We start from the raw sequence: 20,015 nt of genomic DNA, 5'->3' as shown, positions 1-20,015 counted from the left end.
TATGACGCACGACGACGCTGTCCTCGTCGAAGGGCTGCGGAAGACGTACGGGAAAGAAGGCGAGAAACCGGCACTGGCCGGACTGGATCTGGTGGTGCCGAGCGGCACCGTACAGGCGGTGCTCGGGCCCAACGGCGCGGGCAAGACCACCGCGGTGCGCATCCTGGCGACCCTGCTGCGGCCGAGCGGGGGCCGCGCCCGGGTGGCCGGGTACGACGTGGCGGCCGAACCCGACCAGGTGCGTCGCCGGATCGGACTGCTGGGCCAGCACGCGGCCGTGGACGAGGAGCTGAGCGGCCGGGAGAACCTGGAGCTGTTCGGCCGCCTCCACCATCTCGGCACCCGGCGGGCCCGGGCCTGCGCCGACGAGCTGCTGGAGCGCTTCGAGCTGGCCGGTACGGGGCGCAAGCCCGTCAGCGCCTACAGCGGCGGAATGCGCCGCCGCCTCGATCTGGCGGTCTGCCTGATCGGCAGCCGGCATGAGGGCGGCCCCCAGGTGCTCTTCCTCGACGAGCCCACCACCGGGCTCGACCCGCGTGCCAGGGGCGAGGTGTGGAACGCGGTGCGCTCCCTGGTCGGCGGCGGCACCACCGTGCTGCTGACCACCCAGTATCTGGAAGAGGCCGACCAGCTGGCCGATGCGATAGCCGTCATCGACCAGGGCCGTCTCGTGGCCGAGGGCACCGCCGACGAGCTCAAGGCCGAGCTCGGCGCCGACCGTATCGACGTGGTCGTCCGGGATCACGCGCGGCTGGGGGCAGCCGCAGCGCTGGTGGAGCGGGCCGCGGGTGGCGCCGAGGTGACCCGCGACCCGGACCGGCGGCTGCTCAGCGCCCCCGTCGGCGACCGGATGGCGGCCCTCTCCGAGACCGTACGGGCCTTGGAGGCGGCCGGGATCGAGGCCGAGGACATCGCCCTGCGCCGCCCCACCCTCGACGAGGTCTTCCTGCACACCACCGCCACCGAGGAGGACGCCGCGTGAGTACCGCGACCACCACCACCGACCCCCGCCCGGCTGCCGGAACCCGCCGCCGACCGGACATCGGCCACGTACTGGCCGACTGCTGGACGATGACCTGGCGGGAGCTGGTCCGCTGGCGGCGCCGGCCGGTCAAGGCGGTGATGACCGTGGTCTTCCCGCTGATGATGCTGATGATGTTCGTCTACTTCCTCGGCGGCGGGATGCGGATCGCCGACTACCGCGCATATCTGGTGCCCGGCATGTTCGCGCTGACCATGGCGTTCGGCCTGGAGTCCACGATGGTGGCGCTCACCCGGGATCTGACCGCGGGCGTCGTGGACCGCTTCCGCTCCATCCCGATGGCGCGCTCCGCCGTGCTCGTGGGCCGCAGCGCGCACGACATGCTGGAGTCGGCCGTCGGGCTCGTCTTTCTCGTCCTGGCCGGGCTGCTGGTCGGCTGGCGCTGGCACGGCAGCTTCGCCGAGGTGCTGGCGGCACTCGGACTGCTGCTGTGGCTGCGCTTCGCGATGCTGTGGGCAGGCGTCTATCTGGGCCTGGTGGCGGGGAAGCCGGAGATGGTGCAGGCGGTGCAGATCCTGGTGTGGCCCGTCGCCTTCTTCTCCAACGTCTTCAACTCGCCCCAGGAGATGCCCGGCTGGATGGGCGCCGTCGCCGACTGGAACCCCATGTCGGCAACCGCGCGTGCCGTACGGGAGCTGTTCGGCAATCCGGTGTGGGGCGGCGGTTCCTGGGCCGCCGAGCACGCCTGGCTGCTGGCGCTCGGCTGGCCGCTGGTGCTGCTCGCGGTCTTCTTCCCGCTGGCGGTACGCCGCTACGCGAGCATGGGACGGTGACAGTCCCCGGCCCGCCCCGGGAGCTCTCCCGGAAAATGCGGTTTGCACCTCACGCGACGTGAGGGAGCACCGTGGATGCCCGTAAGCGACCGCAGCAAGCAAGGAGGCGGAAGTGAGCCACTCCGTCGGGCAGGTCGCCGGTTTCGCCGGTGTCACGGTGCGCACGCTGCACCACTACGACGAGATCGGGCTGCTGGTCCCCGGGGAGCGCACGGCAGTAGGGCACCGCCGCTACACCGACGCCGACCTGGACCGGCTGCAGCAGATCCTCTTCTACCGGGAACTGGGCTTCCCGCTGGAGGAGATCGCCGTTCTGCTGGACGACCCCGCAGCCGACCCGGTCAGCCATCTGCGCCAGCAGCACCATCTGCTGATGACGCGGATCGACCGGCTCAAGGAGATGGCCGCCGCCGTCGAACGCGCCATGGAGGCACGCAAAATGGGCATCGATCTCACACCTGAGGAGAAGTTCGAGGTGTTCGGGGACTTCGACCCGGACGTGTACGCAGAGGAGGCCGAACGCCGCTGGGGCGACACCCAGACGTACCGCGAGTCCCAGCGCCGGGCCGCCTCGTTCACCAAGGAGGACTGGAAGGCGTTCATGCGCGAGATGGACGAGATCCACCGTGCGATCGCCGACCGCCTGGCGGCGGGCGACGCGCCCGACGCGCCGGCGGTGACGGACCTCGCCGAGCGGTACCGGCTGTTCATCTCCCGCACCAGCTACGAGTGCGACCACGAGATGCACAACCGGCTCGGCGAGATGTACGTCCAGGACGAGCGCTTCACCGCCACCTACGAGGCGATCAGGCCGGGCCTGGCGCAGTACATGCGGGACGCGATCGCGGCGAACGCACAGAACGCAGGCCGGTCCGCGAGCGCCGACTGACGCTCCCTCCCCTCCCGACTCCTCCCGCAGGCCCTCTGTACAGCTCCGGTACAGGGGGCCTTCGGGAGGACGTTTTCGGCGCATGCTCCACTGTGAGGTAGCACGCTTCCGTTCCGTGGAATCGTCCCCGATGGACACAGCGTTGCTCGTGTGACACTGCTGGAGAGCGACGAAGGGAGCGGAAAGAGAGTGGCAGGGCAGCCCAAGGGAAACGGCGACGCCGCGGAGCAGGGTGGTGAGCCGGAGGACGCCAAGCCGGTGTCCGACGAGTCGCACAGCGCCTTCACGGCGCCCCTGGGCGTGCCGCTTCCCCCCGTTCCGGAGGAGGAGCACCCGACCTCCGAGTTCACCATCCCCGAAGGGCTCGTCACACCGCCACCGCCCGAACCGGGGAGCGCCTTCACCCCGCCCGAGGGCATCCCCGTCGTCGGCCCGCTGTCCAGGCCCGGCTCGCCCTGGCAGGACCGGATGCGCTCCCTGGTCCGGATGCCGCTCGCCGAGCGCCCGGTACCAGAGCGGCCCGCACGGGGTGACGAGGGCGCGGAGAGCGGGCCGCCCGTTCCCCGCGTCCTCGACCTGACGCTCCGTATCGGCGAGCTGCTGCTGGCCGGCGGGGAGGGTGCCGAGGACGTGGAAGCCGCCATGTTCGGCGTCGCCCACGCCTACGGACTCGACCGCACCGAGCCCGAGGTCACCTTCACCCTGCTGGCCATCACCCACCAGCCCTCGCTGGTCGACGACCCGGTGACGCTCAGCAGGACCGTCCGCCGGCGCGGCACCGACTACACCCGGCTCTCAGCCGTCTTCGCGCTCGTCGCCGACATCACCCAGGGCGAGGTGTCGCTGGAGGAGGCGTACCGGCGGCTCGCGGAGATGCGCCGTAACCGGCACCCCTACTCCAAGTGGGCCCTCACCGTGGCCAGCGGCGCGCTGTCCGGCGCCGCCTCGCTGCTGGTGGGCGGCAACGCGCTGGTGTTCGTCCTCGCCGCGCTCGGCGCGATGCTCGGTGACCGGCTCGCCTGGCTGTGCGCCGGACGCGGGCTGCCGGAGTTCTACCAGTTCGCCGCCGCCGCCATGCCGCCCGCAGCCATAGGGGTCGGCGTCGCGCTGGTGTCCCAGCACACCGACACCAGCATCCAGGCGTCAGCCGTCATCACCGGTGGCCTCTTCGCGCTGATCCCGGGACGCGCACTGGTCGCCGCCGTGCACGACGGACTCACCGGGTTCTACATCACCGCCGCCGCGCGACTGCTGGAGGTCATCTACCTCATCGTCGGCATCGTCTGCGGCGTACTGATGGTGCTTTACGTGGGCGACAGGCTGAACGCCCAGCTGACGCCCGACATCATGGGCCACGCCGACCGGCCGGTCACCCAGCTGATGGCCGCCATGCTGCTGGCGCTCGCCTTCTGCGTACTGCTCCAGCAGGAACGTCACACCGTGCTGCTGGCCACTCTCAACGGCGGTGTGGCCTGGCTGATCTTCGGCGTGCTGACCCAGGCGAAGCTCACGCCGGTGCCCGCCACCGTGGTGGCCGCCGGCCTCGTCGGTCTCTTCGGCCAGCTGCTGTCCCGGTATCAGTTCGCCTCGTCGCTGCCGTACATCACGGCGGCGATCGGGCCGCTGCTGCCGGGTAGCAGCACCTACTTCGGGCTGCTGAACGTCGCCCAGGGCGACGTGAACAAGGGGTTCGAACACCTCGCCACGGCCGGAGCGCTCGCGCTGGCCATCGCGATCGGCGTCAACCTCGGCGGCGAGCTGGCCCGGCTCTTCATCAAGACCCCCGGCCGGGAGACCCCGCTCCCGGGCCGCCGCGCCGCCAAGCGCACCCGCGGGTTCTGACTGACGGAGGGGCTGAGATTCTCAGCCCCTCCGGCGTGATGACGGTCTCAGTGACCGCCCTCTGCGGCCAGCCGCTTGATGGACGCCTCCACCTCGGCCTCGGCCTCGGCCCGCCCCACCCAGTTGGCGCCCTCGACCGACTTGCCGGGCTCCAGGTCCTTGTAGACCTCGAAGAAGTGCTGGATCTCCAGCCGGTCGAACTCGCTCACGTGGTGGATGTCGCGCAGGTGCTCCATCCGCGGGTCGGAGGCCGGCACGCACAGCAGCTTGTCGTCGCCGCCGGCCTCGTCCGTCATACGGAACATCCCGATGGCACGGCACTTGATGATGCACCCGGGGAAGGTGGGCTCCTCCAGCAGCACGAGCGCGTCGAGCGGGTCGCCGTCCTCGCCCAGGGTGCCGTCGACGAAGCCGTAGTCCGCCGGGTACACGGTCGAGGTGAACAGGTGCCGGTCGAGCCGGATGCGGCCCGTCTCGTGGTCCACCTCGTACTTGTTCCGCGAGCCCTTCGGGATCTCGATGGTGACGTCGAACTCCAAGGGAGGCTCCTCCGTATAGATCATGATGAGATCAGCACTCATCAGCACTCGTGTGTGCCCTGGGGGCCGTCCCCCAGAAGAACTCCAGTCTGGTGATTAAGTGTCCCCCACGCACATGTGTGCTCGCGAAAGGGGCTGGTCGAGGTGCGTGACACCGGAACGAAGGTGCGTGACACCGCGAACCGGGCATACCGCTTCGCAGCCCGGGTGGCCCGCACCGCGGCAGCCCACACCCGCACAGCGGCGGCACGCACCCGTACGGCAGTGGCACACCCCCGTACCGCAGCGGCACGCACCCGTACGGCAGCCCTGCGCGCGACCGCCCGTGCCCGCAGCGCGGCACGTGGGGCCCGGCGTCGTTGGCGGGCGGCCTCGCCGCAGCAGCGGCAGACGGTCCGGCTCACCGCCGCCTCCTCCGCACTGGGACTCGTGGTCGCGCTGGTGACGGTGGCCTCGGCGGGGCCGTGGGACTCGGGTCAGCGTACGGCCGAGCGTGTCCGGGCAGCCCGCCAGGAGCGCGGAAGTGGCGGGGACCACACCCCGGGCCGCCCGGACGGATACCCCATGGCCCCCCAGGTGCTGGCCGCGGCCGGGCCCGTCCCCAAGCTGGGGAAGGGGGAGGGCGGCCCGCAGAGCGGCTCCGGCAGCCGTGGGGGTACCCGCCCGGACCAGGTGCCGCCGCCCACCGCCTCGGCCCTCGCCGACACCCTGGAACCGCTGATCGAGGACGGCTCGCTCGGCGCCGTACGGCATGCCTCCGTGGTGGACGCCGTCACCGGGCGGCAGCTCTTCGCGAGGGACGCGAAGACCGTTTCGGCGCCCGCCTCCACGGTCAAGCTGGCCACCGCCGTCGCCGCACTGACCGCACGCGGCGAGAGCTACCGGATCGCCACCCGCGCCGTCGGCAAGGGCGACCGCGTCACGCTCGTCGGCGGCGGCGACCCCACGCTCACCGAGCGGGATCTGGCCGCCATGGCAGCCCGCACGGCCCGTGCCCTCGACAAGCGCGGCGTCCACAAGATCCGCCTCGGGTACGACACTTCCCGCTACACCGGCACCGACCAGCACGTCATCGGCCCCAACGAGAACCTGGCCCGGGTCACCCCGCTGATGGTCGACGAGGGCCGGACGGACGACAGCGACCACGGGCCCGCGCCGCGCGTGGCCGACCCCGCGTCGGCGGCGGCCCAGGCGTTCGCCGACGAACTCGGCGAGAAAGGCGTCACCGTCGAGGGCGCCCCCGAGGAGCGCAAGGCGGACAAGGGGGCGGCGAAGCTCGCCGTGCACCGCTCGGCCACTCTCGGCGCACTGGTCGAGCGGATGCTCACCAACAGCGACAACGACATCGCCGAGGCCCTCGCCCGGCAGACCGCCATCGCCGAGGGCGAGCCCGCCGGTTTCAAGGGCGCGGGCCGCGCCGTCCGCCACACCCTCGAAAAGCTCGGCCTGCCCCTCAAGGGCGCCCGCTTCGCGGACGGCAGCGGCCTCGACCGCGCGGACCGGGTCTCACCCGCGCTGCTCACCCGGCTGCTCACCCTTGCGGCCGATCCGGACCGGCCCGGTCTGCGTCCGGTCCTCACCGGGCTGCCCGTCGCCGGATTCACCGGCACCCTCGACGCCCGCTACGGCGGCGAGCGCGGCGAGCCGGGCGCGGGCCTCGTACGGGCCAAGACGGGCACCCTCACCGGAGTGAACACGCTGGCCGGCACGGTGGTGGACGCGGACGGCCGGATGCTGGCCTTCGCGTTCATGACGACGGGTGCCCCCGGGCGCGACGCGGCGCAGAAATCCCTGGACCGCCTCGCCTCGGCGCTGGCCAACTGCGGCTGCCGCGACTCGCCCTCCGCGGGCTGACCCCTAGGGGCCGAGTGGTCCCGCGGTCTCCTCCCACGGCGCGCGTGCTGCACGTACGGTGAAAGAATGACGAGCCTCGGTGGTGTACAGATGGTCGACTGGAATCTCGCGGTCGCGACCGCGACCCGGCTCGGGCGGCCGGGGCCGGAAGTCAGCAGGGAGGAAGCCCGCGACATCGTCGCGGAGCTGCGGCGGTACGCCAAGGCGTCCGAGGAGCACGTACGTGGCTTCACCCGGCTGACCCCCGCCAACCCCGAGATGGCGGACACGCCCGTACTGGTGGTGGACCGGCCCGGCTGGGTACGGGCCAATGTCGCCGGTTTCCGCGAACTGCTCTCGCCGCTGCTCACCAAGGTGGAGGAGCGCCGGGCCGGCATCCCCGGCGGGGCCGTGCTCGGCGCGGTCGGCGGCAAGGTCACCGGCGTCGAGGTCGGAATGCTGCTGTCGTTCCTCTCCTCGCGGGTGCTGGGCCAGTACGAGACGTTCGCGCCCGTCAGCCGCGAACTGCCGGGCGGCGCCGACGGGGGCGGGCGGCTGCTGCTGGTGGCGCCGAACATCGTGCACGTGGAGCGCGAGCTGGAGGTGGACCCGCACGACTTCCGGCTGTGGGTGTGCCTGCACGAGGAGACGCACCGCACCCAGTTCACGGCCGTGCCCTGGCTCCGCGACCACCTGCGGATGGAGATCCAGTCCTTCCTGGAGCAGACCGACATCGACCCCTCCACGCTGCTGGAGCGGCTGCGCGAGGCCGTCCAGTCGCTGTCCGGCAACAAGCCAGGCGAGGGCGAGGGAGAGGGCGGCGAGGTGCCGGAGGCCGAGGAGGAGCGGCCCAGCCTGGTCGAGCTGGTGCAGACCCCGGCGCAGCGCGAGGTGCTGGGCCGGCTGACGGCCGTCATGTCGCTGCTGGAGGGGCACGCCGACTATGTGATGGACGGCGTGGGCCCGCAGGTCGTCCCGACGGTCACCGAGATCCGCGAGAAGTTCCAGAAGCGCCGCGCCACCGGCGCGGGGCGGCTCGACATGGCGCTGCGCAAGCTGCTGGGCCTGGATGCGAAGCTGCGCCAGTACCGGGACGGGGAACGGTTCGTGCGCACCGTGGTGGACGAGGTGGGCATGGAGGGTTTCAACCGTGTGTGGACATCCCCGAACACCCTTCCGACGAAGGCGGAGATCGCCAAGCCCGCCGAGTGGGTCGCGAGGGTGCACCGGAAGGCCGATTGAGGCGGGCGGAAGCCTCTCCAATCACCCTTCCGAGGGACCGTGCGGGGCTGGCACGCGTGCGATGCTCGGGGAATACCGTCCGTCTCTGTCACCATCTACATACGCAGCGTGACAGTAATCGGCTTCGACACACCCCCCGGATCCGCGGAGCTCCCCGCCCGCGATCGGCGCAGATCCCTGACGAGGAAGTGAATCGGACATGGGTCCCCACCCCGCGGTCGCCGCAATACGCCTGGCGGTCCGCCGCACACTCCACGACGTGCTCAGCGCGCACGACATCAGCGCACCGGACGTCAGCACGCACGGCGTCGGCGCCCAAGGCGTCAGCACGCACGGCGTGCGCAGCGCACAGCTGACGGCAGCCCCCCAACCCGCCGCCCCCCTCCCCGCCGAGCCGGCGCCACCGCTCGTCCTGGTGGCCTGCTCCGGCGGCGCCGACTCCATGGCGCTCGCTTCCGCGCTCGCCTTCGAAGCGCCCCGCCTCGGCCTGCGCGCCGGCGGCGTCACGGTCGACCACGGCCTCCAGCCCGGCTCCGCCGAGCGCGCCCAGGACGTCATCAACCGCCTCACGGCCCTCGGCCTGACCCCTGTCGAATCCGTCGCCATCCAGGTGGGACGGACCAACACCGGACCCGAAGCAGCAGCACGCGAGGCCCGCTACGCCGCGCTGGACGCGATCGCCGAGCGGCACGGCGCCGCGGCCGTGCTGCTCGGCCACACCCGCGACGACCAGGCGGAGACGGTGCTGCTCGGCCTCGCCCGCGGCTCCGGCACCCGCTCGCTCTCCGGCATGGCGGCCGTCTCCGGGCCCGGCGGCCGCTACCGCCGCCCGTTCCTGGCCGTCGACCGGCAGACCACCCGCAAGGCGTGCATGGTCCAGTCGCTGCCGGTCTGGGACGACCCGCACAACGCCGACCCCGCCTACACCCGCTCCCGGGTCCGCCACGAGGCGCTGCCCGCGCTGGAGAAGGCGCTCGGCAAGGGCGTCATCGAGGCGCTGGCCCGTACGGCACAGCTGTCCCGGGACGACGCGGACGCGCTCGACGCCTGGACCGACGACGCCGAACGCGCCGTGGTGCGCACCCCCGGCAGCGCGGCGCCGGACGAGGCCGGAGTGCCGGACCAGGCGGACGGGAGCGGACAGCCCGGCCGGTCCGGCAGCCGGCCGGACGGTGTGAGCGGTACCGAGGGGACCGTGGAACTGGACGTCGTCCGGCTGTACGCGCTGCCGCCCGCGGTGCGGCGCCGGGTGCTGCGCAGGGCCGCGATCGAGGCCGGCTCCCCGGCCGGGTCGCTGTTCGCCCGGCACATCGAGGAGATGGACCGCCTCATCACCGCCTGGCGGGGCCAGCGGGCCCTCAACCTGCCCGGGCGTGTGGAGGTCGCCCGGCAGGGTGGCAGACTGGTCATCCGGCACGGCTCACCGAACGCACCCAACTGACCGGCGCCCCGGCACCGCCCGGGGCCGACCGGAACGGCCCGGAGCGGCCATACGGCGGGCCGGGCGACCGGACCGCGACGAGCGAGAGCAGCACGGGTGGACGAGAAAGACATGGGCACCGACCTCCAGTCGGTGCTGGTCAGCAAGGAAGAGATCGACGCGAAGCTGGCCGAGCTGGCTGCGGGGATCGACGCGGAGTACGCGGGCAAGGATCTGCTGCTGGTCGGGGTGCTCAAGGGAGCCGTCATGGTCATGGCGGATCTGGCGCGGGCGCTGTCCACTCCGGCGACCATGGACTGGATGGCGGTGTCCTCCTACGGCGCCGGAACCCAGTCCTCCGGCGTCGTGCGCATCCTCAAGGACCTGGACACCGACATCAAGGGCAAGCACGTCCTGATCGTCGAGGACATCATCGACTCGGGCCTGACGCTGTCCTGGCTGCTGTCCAACCTGGGCTCCCGTGAGCCCGCCTCGCTCAACGTGTGCACGCTGCTGCGCAAGCCGGACGCCGCCAAGGTGGCGATCGACGTGAAGTGGGTCGGGTTCGACATCCCCAACGAGTTCGTCGTCGGCTACGGGCTCGACTACGCCGAGCGCTACCGGAACCTGCCTTTCGTAGGCACACTGGCTCCGCACGTGTACGGCGGCTGAAACCCCGGGCGGCCGAATCCCCGGGCGTACGGGCGTGCGGGCCGGGAACACAGGGTCGGTGCCCCTCGTTGCAGCTTTGAAGGGCGGTTGTAGTTGACCGTCCTCGGCGGCGCCGGGTGACAATGCTGGGGTACCGTCCGAAGGTCAGGCTTTTCAACTCACTGTGGCAGGAGGGACGGGGCCCAGGCGCTCCGTATGGATGGACGTGAAGCGATACTTCCGCGGGCCGGTCATGTGGATCGTGCTGGCCGTCCTTGCCGTGGTCGTGTTGATGCAGGTCGTCGGCTCGTCCGGCGGCTTCAAGACGGTGGACACAGGCCAGGTCGTACAGGCGATCCGACAGGACAAGGTGAAGTCCGCAGAGCTCACCACGGGCGACGAGCAGATCGTCAAGCTCGAGCTCAAGGACGGCGCCAAGGTCGAGGACAGCGACAAGATCAAGGCGAGCTACATCGACAACCAGGGTGTCGATATCGCCAAGGAGCTCCAGAGCAAGTACGACCAGAAGGAGATCCCCAAGGGGTACACGGTCGCGCCGCAGAAGCAGAACCCGTTCGTCGGGATGCTGATCTCGCTGCTGCCGTTCGTGCTGATCATCGTCATCTTCCTGTTCCTGATGAACCAGATGCAGGGCGGCGGCTCCCGGGTCATGAACTTCGGGAAGTCCAAGGCCAAGCTGATCACCAAGGACACCCCGAAGACGACCTTCTCCGATGTGGCCGGTTCCGATGAGGCCGTCGAGGAGCTTCAGGAGATCAAGGAGTTCCTCCAGGAACCTGCGAAGTTCCAGGCCGTCGGCGCCAAGATCCCGAAGGGTGTGCTGCTCTACGGCCCGCCCGGCACGGGTAAGACCCTGCTGGCCCGCGCCGTCGCGGGCGAGGCCGGGGTGCCCTTCTACTCGATCTCCGGCTCCGACTTCGTGGAGATGTTCGTCGGTGTCGGCGCCTCCCGGGTGCGCGACCTGTTCGAGCAGGCCAAGGCGAACGCTCCGGCCATCGTCTTCGTCGACGAGATCGACGCCGTCGGCCGGCACCGCGGGGCCGGTATGGGTGGCGGCCACGACGAGCGCGAGCAGACGCTCAACCAGCTGCTGGTCGAGATGGACGGCTTCGACGTCAAGGGCGGCGTCATCCTGATCGCCGCCACCAACCGGCCGGACATCCTGGACCCAGCGCTGCTGCGTCCGGGCCGCTTCGACCGGCAGATCGCGGTCGACCGTCCCGATATGCAGGGCAGGCTGGAGATCCTTCAGGTTCACCAGAAGGGCAAGCCGATGGCCCAGGACGTGGACCTGAGCGCGGTCGCCCGCCGTACTCCGGGCTTCACCGGCGCCGACCTGAGCAACGTGCTCAACGAGGCGGCACTGCTCTCAGCGCGCAGCGACCAGAAGCTGATCGACAACAAGTCCCTGGACGAGGCGATCGACCGCGTCGTGGCCGGACCGCAGAAGCGGACCCGGATCATGAGCGACAAGGAGAAGAAGATCACCGCGTACCACGAGGGCGGACACGCCCTGGTCGCGGCGGCCTCACCCAACTCCGACCCGGTCCACAAGATCACCATCCTCTCCAGAGGCCGGGCGCTCGGGTACACCATGGTGCTGCCCGACGAGGACAAGTACTCCACGACGCGGAACGAGATGCTCGACCAGCTCGCCTACATGATGGGCGGCCGGGCGGCCGAGGAACTGGTCTTCCACGACCCGACCACGGGCGCAGCCAACGACATCGAGAAGGCGACGGCCACAGCCCGCGCGATGGTCACCCAGTACGGCATGACCGAGCGGCTGGGCGCCATCAAGTTCGGCTCCGACCAGTCCGAGCCCTTCCTGGGCAAGGAGATGGCCCACCAGCGGGACTACTCCGAGGAGGTCGCCGGGCTGGTGGACGAGGAGGTCAAGAAGCTGATCGAGACGGCGCACAACGAAGCCTGGGAAATCCTGGTCGAGAACCGCGACGTCCTCGACAACCTCGTCCTGGCACTGCTGGAGAGGGAGACGCTGAACAAGGAGGAGATCGCCGAGATCTTCGCCTCCGTCGTCAAGCGTCCGGCCCGTCCGGCCTGGACCGGCTCCTCACGGCGCACTCCGTCCACCCGGCCTCCGGTATCGGCCCCGCCCGCGGCGCTGACCAACGGCAATTCCAACCCCAGCCTGGGGAAGGAGATCGGTCCGCGCGATTCGGACGCCATTGTCGAGCCGGCGGATCCCGACAATGGATAGCCGCAGGTCGGCGAGGTAGGAACCGCGCCACGGAATGTCAGCCGCGCCCCTCGGGTTACCTTCGAGGGGCGCGGCTTTCCGCTGTGTACACGACAGCGCCGAGCCGGTCACGCACTGTGTCGGCCCGCGGGGCTGTGCAAGTCAAGGAACGAGGAACCAGATGACCGACCCGGTGACCCTGGACGGGGAGAGCTCGATAGGCACGTTCGACGAGAAGCGCGCCGAGGACGCGGTGCGCGAGCTGCTGATCGCCGTGGGCGAGGACCCGGACCGCGAGGGTCTCCTGGAGACCCCGGCCCGGGTGGCACGTGCCTACAAGGAGATCTTCGCCGGGCTGCGGCAGCAGCCCGAGGACGTGCTGACCACCACCTTCGATCTCGGTCACGACGAAATGGTGCTGGTCAAGGACATCGAGGTCTACAGCACCTGTGAGCACCACCTGGTCCCGTTCCACGGTGTGGCGCACGTCGGCTACATCCCCTCCGCCTCCGGCAAGATCACCGGGCTGTCGAAGCTCGCCCGGCTCGTGGACGTCTACGCCCGCCGCCCGCAGGTGCAGGAGCGGCTGACGACCCAGATCGCCGACTCGCTGATGCGGATACTGGAGCCGCGCGGCGTCATCGTCGTCGTCGAGTGCGAGCACATGTGCATGTCGATGCGGGGCATTCGCAAGCCCGGCGCCAAGACCGTCACCTCGGCGGTGCGGGGCCAGCTGCGGGACGCGGCCACCCGCTCCGAGGCGATGAGCCTGATCCTGCGCTGAGTCGCCCTCTGGGCTAGGCGGCGGCGGTCGGGGGGTTGTTCTCGTCGTCGTCCTCGGGGAGGCGGCAGATGCGTTCCAGGAAAACGGCGGCTGCTATCACGGCGATGCCTGCCACCACGGAGAGGCCCGCGTAGAGGGCCTGGGCGGCGCGGGCCGGGACATCGGCGCGTTCGGTGATGAGAAAGAGCCCCGTACCGCCGTACATGCCCGAGACCAGCGCGGCGACCAGGGCGCTGGCCTGGCCGAAGAGGACGGCGCGGGCCGCCACCATCGGGTCCACACCCTCGGCGCCCGGCTCGCGCTCCCGCTGGGCCTTCAGCCGGGCGCGCAGCGAGAGCGCGGTGGCCAGCAGGATGGCGCCGATGGCGCCGAGCACGATGGGCGCGGCGAAGGGGACCCCCGGCAGCGTGCCCAGTGTGTCCCACAGCCGCGCTCCGCCCCATGAGAGCACCCCGGCGAGGACGAAGAGCGCCGCCAGGGTGCGGATACGGAGTTGGTTCATCGAGCTTCCACCTCGCGGGTGCGGTCCGGGCGGTGCGGGCGTCGGCAGGGGAAAGGAAAACGCCGAGAAGGGAAAGAAGAAGGGGAAAGGGGGAGTCGGTGGGAGAGAAGAGGCGGTGGAGAAAGGGGTACAGGCTGCCAACGCTCAGGCGTGCAGGCTGAGTTCCAGGTCGGGGCGGGCGATGATGCCCTCGGTGCCGAGCGCATCCAGCAGCTCCGCCACCCGGCCGTGGCCCGGGACCTCGGCGCCGGGGTCCACGTCGTGCCACGGCACCAGGACGAAGGCCCGCTCGTGCGCCCGGGGGTGGGGGAGGGTGAGCTGCGGGTCGTCGGAGACGACGCCCTGGTAGGCGACGATGTCCACGTCGATGGGGCGCGGTCCCCAGCGCTCCTCGCGCACCCGCTCCAGCGCCTCCTCGATGGCGTGGCCGCGTTCGAGGAGGGAGCCGGGCGGCAGGGTGGTCCGTACGACGACGACCGCGTTGAAGTACGAGGGCTGGCTGCCCGGATCGACGCCCCACGGCTCGGTCTCGTAGACCGGCGAGACGGCGGTGACCTTCAGTCCGGGAGTCTCCGCGAGAGCGTCGACGGCGGTCTGCAGCGACTCCAGCCGATTGCCGAGGTTGCTGCCGAGCGACAGGACGGCGGTCTTCGGATTGTGCAGGGTCGTGTCCGCGGCGTCCACCTGCTGCACGACGGAGGCGGGCACCGGCTGTACGGTCGGGTCACTGTTCGGCGTCATGCGCGGCTCCGCTTGATTGTGATGGTCACGTCTTCGAAGGGGACGGTGATCGGCGCTTCCGGCTTGTGGACGACCACCTCGACCTCCTGTACGGCCTCGTGCCGCAGGCAGGTGTCGGCGATCCGCTGGGCGAGCGTCTCGACCAGGTCGACGGGTTCGCCCTCGACGACCGCGACGACCTCCTCCGCGACGACGCCGTAATGGACCGTACGGGACAGGTCGTCGCCTTCGGCGGCCGGGCGCGTGTCGAGGCCCATGTCGAGGTCCACGACGAAGGTCTGTCCCTCTTCGCGTTCCCTCGCGAACACGCCGTGATGCCCCCGCGCTGCGAGGCCGCGTAGTGCGACGCGATCCACGCCATCACTCCCGTCGGTCGTACGAACATGAACACGGTGCCGCTGACCACGGAACCGGATCGAATCTACCCGCGCGCTCAGTGGCTCGCGGCGCCGCCTACCCCACAGCGCCGGGGGCCACTCGCGCATTCCCGGCACTGTGCCGGATCGGGTGGTGAGGGATGTTGAAGGAGATTGGCCGGGGTTGGCGGATATTGCGAAGGTTCGGACCTGGTTACAGCTCGATGTCGCCCTGGCCCAGCTCGCCTTCGCCGTCGCCGGGGCCGTCCTCGTCCTCGTCGTCCTGCTCGACCAGGACCGGGGAGCCGTGGTGCGACCACAGCTTCCACTCGCCCTCCTCGGTGCGGCGGAACACATTGGTGGCCACCACCAGCCCGCCGACCAGCGGACCCGCGGAGCCGTCCGCCTCGGCGGGCCCGCCGCTGAGGATGTTCTCGGTGCAGCTGACCAGCGCGGTGTTGCCCAGTACGGAGATCTCGACGTCGGTCAGGAAGAACTGGACGTACTCGGTGTTGGCCATGATCAGCGCGTACGAGCGGAGCACCTCACCGCGACCGGTGAGCACCGGCCAGCCGGGGTGGACGACGCGGACGCCGTGCTCGCCCTCGCCGCCCTCGGGGTCGTCCGGATCGTCGGCGTCCTCTCCCAGCCACATCCGGGAGAGAGCTTCGATATCGCCCCGCTCCACCGCGTCGTAGAGGGCGGTGTTGGCGGCCTCGACCGCCTCGATGTCCGTACGGGCGCCGCTCACGTCGCTGCCTCGGTCTCTGTGTTCTTCGTCTCGGAGGGCTGTGTCCCGGCCGGTGCCTCGGGGGCCGGTGCCTCGGTCCGGGGGAGGGCTTCGGCCGCCGACTGGACGGCGCGTACGACGCGGACCGCGTCCGCGCTGGCGCGCACCTCGTGGACCCGCACGGCCCAGGCGCCCTCGCGGGCCGCCAGGGTGGTGACGGCGGCCGTCGCGGCGTCGCGCTCGCGGGCGGGCGGCGGGGGCGCGCCCTCGTCGTCGGCCAGCACCCGGCCCAGGAACCGCTTGCGGGAGGCGGCGACCAGCATCGGGTGGTCCAGCTCGGCCCGCAGCCGGGCGAGCGCCGCGACCAGGGCGAGATCGTGCTCTGCGCGCTTGGCGAAGCCCAGGCCGGGGTCGACGACGATACGGGCCGGGTCGATGCCGCCCGCGATGGCGCGGTGCACCGAGTCGGTCAGCTCGGTGAGGACTTCGCCGACGACATCGGTGTAGACGGCGCGGTTGTTCATGTCGATGCTCTGGCCGCGCCAGTGCATCACCACGAACGGGACGCCCGCCTCGGCGACGGCAGGCACCATCTGCGGGTCTGCCTGGCCGCCGCTGACGTCGTTGACCAGGACGGCGCCCGCTGCCACGGCCCGCGCCGCGACGGAGGCGCGCATCGTGTCGACGCTGACGACGACGCCCTCGCCGGCCAGACCGCGGACGACCGGCAGCACGCGGCGCAGCTCCTCGTCCTCGCTGACCCGCGCCGCGCCGGGGCGGGTGGATTCGCCGCCGACATCCACCAGGTCCGCGCCCTGTGCCACCAGGTCGAGTCCGTGCTTGATCGCGGCCTCGGTGTCGAACCATCGCCCCCCGTCCGAGAACGAGTCGGGGGTCACATTGACCACACCCATCACAGCGCAGCGGTCCCACTCGGGGAGGCCGTCCACGCGGCCACGCGTTCTCGCACCCATGCGCCCCAGGGTAGGCGCCCAGCCCTCGCGGGGCGGGACCGCCACCTGGTGGCCGCCCCGTCCCGGCCGAACCCTCTCCTTGCCGAGCCCTCTTCGTGCCGCCGTGGGGGCTTCGCGGATTGCCCGGGTCCGGGAGCGTTGTGGCTGGTCGCGCCCACGCGGCGGAGCCGCACATGAGCACCGCCCCGCGCCCCTTCGGGGCGCCCCGAGGAGGAAGCTGACAGGATGAGCTCATGACGCAGACGGAGACGACCGTCGGTATCGGCGGCGCCGCGGAGAGCACCGACATGGTGCTCAACATCGGCCCGCAGCACCCGTCCACGCACGGGGTGCTGCGGCTGCGGCTGGTTCTGGACGGTGAGCGGATCGAGCGGGCCGAGCCGGTGGTCGGCTACATGCACCGGGGCGCCGAGAAGCTCTTCGAGGCGCGCGACTACCGGCAGATCATCGTGCTCGCCAACCGCCACGACTGGCTGTCGGCGTTCTCCAACGAGCTGGGCGTGGTCATCGGTGTCGAGCGGATGCTCGGCATGGAGGTACCCGAACGCGCGGTGTGGACCCGCACCCTGCTGGCCGAGCTGAACCGGGTGCTGAACCATCTGATGTTCCTGGGCTCCTACCCGCTGGAGCTGGGCGGGATCACGCCGGTCTTCCACTCCTTCCGGGAGCGCGAGGAGCTCCAGAACGTGATGGAGGAGGTCTCCGGCGGCCGGATGCACTACATGTTCAACCGCGTCGGCGGTCTCAAGGACGACCTCCCGGCCGGCTGGCGGGACCGGGCGCGACAGGCGGTGGCCGCCGTCCGCAGCCGGATGGACGCCTTCGACAAGCTGGTGCTCGGCAACGAGATCTTCCGCGGCCGCACCCGGGGCGTCGGCGTCCTCAGCCCCGAGCTGGTGCACGCCTACGGGGTCAGCGGGCCGATCGCCCGTGCCTCCGGGGTCGACTTCGACCTGCGCCGCGACGAGCCGTATCTCGCCTACGACGAACTGGCTCACGTGCTGAAGGTGGTCACGCGGCAGGAGGGCGACTGCCTGGCCCGCTTCGAGGTGCTGCTCGACCAGACGCACAACTCCCTGGATCTCGCCGACGCATGCCTCGACCGGCTCGCCGAGCTGCCGCCCGGCCCGGTCAACCAGCGGCTGCCGAAGGTGCTCAAGGCCCCGGAGGGCGCCTGCTACACCTGGACTGAGAACCCGCTCGGCCTCAACGGCTACTTCCTGGTCTCCAAGGGAGAGAAGACGCCCTACCGGCTCAAGCTGCGCTCGGCCTCGTTCAACAACATCCAGGCGCTGACGGAGCTGCTGCCCGGAACGCTGGTCGCCGACATGGTGGCGATCCTGGGCTCGTTCTTCTTCGTGGTCGGCGACATCGACAAGTAGCCGTGGACATCGACAAATAGCCGTACACAGCGACAAGTAGCCGTACGCGGGCAGGCAGCCGAGCGTGGACTGGCAGCGGAGCGCGGACGGTGGCCGATCGCGGGCAGGCAGCCGAATTCTGCGCCGTCAGGACGATGAGCGTGCCTTGCGCTTGTTCCGGCCGAAGAAGTCGAAGCCGCCCGCACCGCCGCTGCTGCCGTTCGGCTCGGCAGCGGTGGGCTTGGGGGCGTCGGGCTTGCCGGTCTCGGGCTTGTCGGCGGCGTCGCGCTCGGGTGCGTCCGGCTTGCGGGGCCCGGGTGCCGTCTGCTTGTCGTTCGGCCGGTTCTTGTCGTTCCGCTGGGTGTCCGGGGCCGTTTGCGGGGGCACGACGGCGGTTGCCCGGCTTTCCCGCAGGCGTTCCTCCGTGCGCTGCCGTACGGCACTGCGGGCGAGGGCTTCGAGGGCCTCGTTGGCCTGCCGGTAGGTCAGCGGTGTCGGCGCTCCGGAGCTGTGCCGGTGGTCGGTGGCCGACGTGGTGAGGGCCTTGGCGGAGGCCGAGCTTCCTGCCTCCAGCTGCAACTGCCTGCGACCCTCCAGCGCCTTGGCCCGCTCCGTCTCGGCGTTGGCGTAGCGGCGCAGCAGGTCGGCGTGTTCGGAGCGGAGCCGGGCCAGCTCGGCGCGCTTCTCGCGGAGCTTGCCGTCCAGCTTGCCGCGGATCTCGCGCAGTTCCTCGGCCTCGCCCTCCAGCTCCGCCTGCTGCTCCTCGGCCCGCCATGCCGCGCTGGCCAGCTGCGCCTTGAGGTCGCCGACGTGTTTCCCCGCCGCCCGGTCCCAGCGGCGCAGCAGTACGGCGCCGGTGACGGCGGCGGCCGCCGCTGCCGCGGTGAGCGCGCGCAGCGTGACCGTCTCCCAGTCGGCGACGCCCGGCTCACCGATCAGCCAGGCGCCACCGGCGCAGGCCAGTGCGGCCACCGCCACCGACACCGGGGGGAGACGTCGGTGCAGCGGCGGGGAATGGCGATGACGTCCACGTGGCATGGCTGGGAATTTACCGTGTGCCGCTGGGCGGACGACACCGGACGAACCGTGTCACGCGAGTCCCTTGCTCTTCAGGTACTCCTCGGCCACATCTGCGGGCTTCTCTCGGTCCTGGTCCACCTTGCGATTGAGCTCGGTCAGGTCCTTCGTGGTGAGGGTGCTGTTGAGCTTGTCGAGCGCCTCGGCGACCTTCTTGCCGCCCGCGTCCTTGGCGTTGACGACCGGCACGATGTTGTCGGCGTTCTGCAGCTTCTTGTCGTCCTTGAGCAGCACCAGGCCGAACTGGGCGAGGGTGGCGTCCGTGGTGGTCGTCAGCACGAGCTGGTCCTTGCCGTCCTTGACGGCCTGCTTGGACTGGCTGGTGCCCACCCCCTTGGGGTCGATGCCCTTGACGTCGATCCCGTAGGTCTTCTCCAGGCCGGGCCGGCAGAACGGGCGGGTCTCGCACTCGTCGCCCGCCGCGATGGTGACGCGCTGCTTCGATTTGCCCAGGTCGCTGAGGGTCTTGAGGCGGTGTTTCTTGGCGTAGTCCTTGGAGACGGCGAACGCGTTCTGGTCCACCGCCTTGCCCGCCTCCAGCACCTTCAGCCCGCGCGGGGTGGCCAGCTTGCGCAGCGCCGCGACGGTCTTGTCCGCGTCACTGGAGGCGACCGGCTTCGCCTTGGGGCCGTTCTTCTTGGCGTTGAGGAACTCGGCCATCGTCGCCGCGTACTCCGGTACGACGTCGATGCGGCCCTTCTCCAGCTCGGGTGCGTACAGCTCGCGGTTCTTGACCTTCTTGACCGTGGCCTTGTAGCCCGCCTTGGAAAGCACTCCGGAGTAGAGCTCGGAGAGGATCTGCGACTCGGTGAAGCCCGCCGAGCCCACGACCAGGCTGCCCTTGCCGCCGCCCCCGCCGGCGTTCTCCTTCTCCAGGTCGTTGCCCCCGCAGGCGGCCAGCGAGAGCGCCAGCGCGGTGACGGTGCCACCGGCGGCGAGGGCGCGCAGGCCGGCGGCTCTGCCGCGGGTGGCGGTGGCACTCGGGGTGACGTCGGTGCCGTGTGCGTGCGGGGTGGTGTGGGAGGGGGCCATCATGCG

The 20,015-nt window shown here is 70.9% G+C and carries 19 protein-coding genes; 11 read left to right on the top strand and 8 right to left on the bottom strand.

Annotated features, from left to right (window positions below):
- Window position 1 precedes the first annotated feature (1 nt).
- The 4 genes from ACTWQF_RS22820 (at window position 2) to ACTWQF_RS22805 (ending at window position 4,546) form a co-directional block, all read left to right on the top strand.
- The gene (locus tag ACTWQF_RS22820; RefSeq protein ID WP_443281485.1) at window positions 2-982 is read left to right on the top strand and encodes an ATP-binding cassette domain-containing protein; all 981 of its coding nucleotides are present in this window, start codon (window positions 2-4) and stop codon (window positions 980-982) included.
- The gene (locus ACTWQF_RS22815; protein WP_443281484.1) at window positions 979-1,815 is read left to right on the top strand and encodes an ABC transporter permease; all 837 of its coding nucleotides are present in this window, start codon (window positions 979-981) and stop codon (window positions 1,813-1,815) included. The genes ACTWQF_RS22820 and ACTWQF_RS22815 overlap by 4 nt, the downstream gene beginning before the upstream one ends.
- A gap of 112 nt (window positions 1,816-1,927) precedes the next feature.
- Window positions 1,928-2,704 (top strand): MerR family transcriptional regulator, encoded by a 777-nt coding sequence (locus ACTWQF_RS22810; protein WP_443281483.1) that lies wholly within the window; start codon window positions 1,928-1,930, stop codon window positions 2,702-2,704.
- Window positions 2,705-2,863: 159 nt separating this feature from the next.
- Window positions 2,864-4,546 (top strand): threonine/serine ThrE exporter family protein, encoded by a 1,683-nt coding sequence (locus tag ACTWQF_RS22805; protein WP_443281541.1) that lies wholly within the window; start codon window positions 2,864-2,866, stop codon window positions 4,544-4,546.
- Between the two features lie 47 nt (window positions 4,547-4,593).
- Here ACTWQF_RS22805 and ACTWQF_RS22800 read toward each other — a convergent pair whose 3' ends face one another.
- On the bottom strand, window positions 4,594-5,085 hold the full coding sequence (locus ACTWQF_RS22800) for an inorganic diphosphatase (RefSeq protein ID WP_209239456.1): 492 nt from the start codon (window positions 5,083-5,085) through the stop codon (window positions 4,594-4,596).
- A 144-nt stretch (window positions 5,086-5,229) separates the two neighbouring features.
- Between ACTWQF_RS22800 and dacB the strand changes: the two genes are divergently transcribed.
- From dacB to folE, 6 genes are all read left to right on the top strand, one after another.
- Window positions 5,230-6,939, top strand: coding sequence for a D-alanyl-D-alanine carboxypeptidase/D-alanyl-D-alanine endopeptidase (dacB, locus tag ACTWQF_RS22795; RefSeq protein ID WP_443281482.1), 1,710 nt, complete (start codon window positions 5,230-5,232; stop codon window positions 6,937-6,939).
- A gap of 66 nt (window positions 6,940-7,005) precedes the next feature.
- Window positions 7,006-8,160 (top strand): zinc-dependent metalloprotease, encoded by a 1,155-nt coding sequence (locus tag ACTWQF_RS22790; protein WP_443281481.1) that lies wholly within the window; start codon window positions 7,006-7,008, stop codon window positions 8,158-8,160.
- 199 nt (window positions 8,161-8,359) lie between these two features.
- Complete coding sequence (gene tilS / locus ACTWQF_RS22785; protein ID WP_443281480.1) at window positions 8,360-9,601, top strand: tRNA lysidine(34) synthetase TilS; 1,242 nt, start codon at window positions 8,360-8,362, stop codon at window positions 9,599-9,601.
- A gap of 111 nt (window positions 9,602-9,712) precedes the next feature.
- A complete protein-coding gene (gene hpt / locus ACTWQF_RS22780; protein WP_443281540.1) occupies window positions 9,713-10,252 on the top strand; it encodes a hypoxanthine phosphoribosyltransferase in 540 nt (179 codons plus the stop codon).
- 199 nt (window positions 10,253-10,451) lie between these two features.
- Window positions 10,452-12,473 (top strand): ATP-dependent zinc metalloprotease FtsH, encoded by a 2,022-nt coding sequence (gene ftsH, locus ACTWQF_RS22775; protein WP_443281479.1) that lies wholly within the window; start codon window positions 10,452-10,454, stop codon window positions 12,471-12,473.
- 160 nt (window positions 12,474-12,633) lie between these two features.
- Window positions 12,634-13,236, top strand: a complete 603-nt coding sequence (folE, locus tag ACTWQF_RS22770; protein WP_443281478.1) for a GTP cyclohydrolase I FolE — start codon at window positions 12,634-12,636, stop codon at window positions 13,234-13,236.
- A gap of 13 nt (window positions 13,237-13,249) precedes the next feature.
- On the opposite strand, the gene ACTWQF_RS22765 is transcribed toward folE, so the two are convergent.
- The 5 genes from ACTWQF_RS22765 to folP form a co-directional block, all read right to left on the bottom strand.
- On the bottom strand, window positions 13,250-13,738 hold the full coding sequence (locus tag ACTWQF_RS22765; protein WP_443281477.1) for a DUF3180 domain-containing protein: 489 nt from the start codon (window positions 13,736-13,738) through the stop codon (window positions 13,250-13,252).
- A gap of 144 nt (window positions 13,739-13,882) precedes the next feature.
- On the bottom strand, window positions 13,883-14,479 hold the full coding sequence (folK, locus tag ACTWQF_RS22760; protein ID WP_443281476.1) for a 2-amino-4-hydroxy-6-hydroxymethyldihydropteridine diphosphokinase: 597 nt from the start codon (window positions 14,477-14,479) through the stop codon (window positions 13,883-13,885).
- Window positions 14,476-14,835 (bottom strand): dihydroneopterin aldolase, encoded by a 360-nt coding sequence (folB, locus tag ACTWQF_RS22755; protein WP_443281475.1) that lies wholly within the window; start codon window positions 14,833-14,835, stop codon window positions 14,476-14,478. The genes folK and folB overlap by 4 nt, the downstream gene beginning before the upstream one ends.
- 214 nt (window positions 14,836-15,049) lie before the next feature.
- The gene (locus ACTWQF_RS22750) at window positions 15,050-15,586 is read right to left on the bottom strand and encodes a nuclear transport factor 2 family protein (protein ID WP_443281474.1); all 537 of its coding nucleotides are present in this window, start codon (window positions 15,584-15,586) and stop codon (window positions 15,050-15,052) included.
- Window positions 15,583-16,539 (bottom strand): dihydropteroate synthase, encoded by a 957-nt coding sequence (gene folP, locus ACTWQF_RS22745; protein ID WP_443281473.1) that lies wholly within the window; start codon window positions 16,537-16,539, stop codon window positions 15,583-15,585. The genes ACTWQF_RS22750 and folP overlap by 4 nt, the downstream gene beginning before the upstream one ends.
- A gap of 233 nt (window positions 16,540-16,772) precedes the next feature.
- Between folP and ACTWQF_RS22740 the strand changes: the two genes are divergently transcribed.
- On the top strand, window positions 16,773-17,921 hold the full coding sequence (locus ACTWQF_RS22740) for an NADH-quinone oxidoreductase subunit D (RefSeq protein WP_443281471.1): 1,149 nt from the start codon (window positions 16,773-16,775) through the stop codon (window positions 17,919-17,921).
- Between the two features lie 126 nt (window positions 17,922-18,047).
- Here the strand turns inward: ACTWQF_RS22740 and ACTWQF_RS22735 are convergent, their stop codons facing one another.
- Complete coding sequence (locus ACTWQF_RS22735; protein ID WP_443281470.1) at window positions 18,048-18,938, bottom strand: hypothetical protein; 891 nt, start codon at window positions 18,936-18,938, stop codon at window positions 18,048-18,050.
- A gap of 51 nt (window positions 18,939-18,989) precedes the next feature.
- Entirely contained in the window at window positions 18,990-20,012 is a 1,023-nt protein-coding gene (locus ACTWQF_RS22730) for an ABC transporter substrate-binding protein (protein ID WP_443281539.1), read from the bottom strand.
- Between the last annotated feature and the right edge of the window lie 3 nt (window positions 20,013-20,015).

The organism is Streptomyces sp. 8N114, assembly GCF_052245835.1.
Classification (GTDB): domain Bacteria; phylum Actinomycetota; class Actinomycetes; order Streptomycetales; family Streptomycetaceae; genus Streptomyces.
This window is presented reverse-complemented; position numbering and strand designations above follow the sequence as displayed.

What these genes read in the sequence shown, in the direction of transcription:
- ACTWQF_RS22820 (WP_443281485.1), top strand. Translation starts at nt 2, where the DNA reads ATGACGCACGACGACGCTGTCCTCGTCGAAGGGCTGCGGAAGACGTAC.
- ACTWQF_RS22790 (WP_443281481.1), top strand. Translation starts at nt 7,006, where the DNA reads ATGACGAGCCTCGGTGGTGTACAGATGGTCGACTGGAATCTCGCGGTC.
- tilS (WP_443281480.1), top strand. Translation starts at nt 8,360, where the DNA reads ATGGGTCCCCACCCCGCGGTCGCCGCAATACGCCTGGCGGTCCGCCGC.
- hpt (WP_443281540.1), top strand. Translation starts at nt 9,713, where the DNA reads ATGGGCACCGACCTCCAGTCGGTGCTGGTCAGCAAGGAAGAGATCGAC.
- ftsH (WP_443281479.1), top strand. Translation starts at nt 10,452, where the DNA reads ATGGACGTGAAGCGATACTTCCGCGGGCCGGTCATGTGGATCGTGCTG.
- folE (WP_443281478.1), top strand. Translation starts at nt 12,634, where the DNA reads ATGACCGACCCGGTGACCCTGGACGGGGAGAGCTCGATAGGCACGTTC.
- ACTWQF_RS22765 (WP_443281477.1), bottom strand. Translation starts at nt 13,738, where the DNA reads ATGAACCAACTCCGTATCCGCACCCTGGCGGCGCTCTTCGTCCTCGCC.
- folK (WP_443281476.1), bottom strand. Translation starts at nt 14,479, where the DNA reads ATGACGCCGAACAGTGACCCGACCGTACAGCCGGTGCCCGCCTCCGTC.
- folP (WP_443281473.1), bottom strand. Translation starts at nt 16,539, where the DNA reads ATGGGTGCGAGAACGCGTGGCCGCGTGGACGGCCTCCCCGAGTGGGAC.
- ACTWQF_RS22740 (WP_443281471.1), top strand. Translation starts at nt 16,773, where the DNA reads ATGACGCAGACGGAGACGACCGTCGGTATCGGCGGCGCCGCGGAGAGC.
- ACTWQF_RS22735 (WP_443281470.1), bottom strand. Translation starts at nt 18,938, where the DNA reads ATGCCACGTGGACGTCATCGCCATTCCCCGCCGCTGCACCGACGTCTC.
- ACTWQF_RS22730 (WP_443281539.1), bottom strand. Translation starts at nt 20,012, where the DNA reads ATGATGGCCCCCTCCCACACCACCCCGCACGCACACGGCACCGACGTC.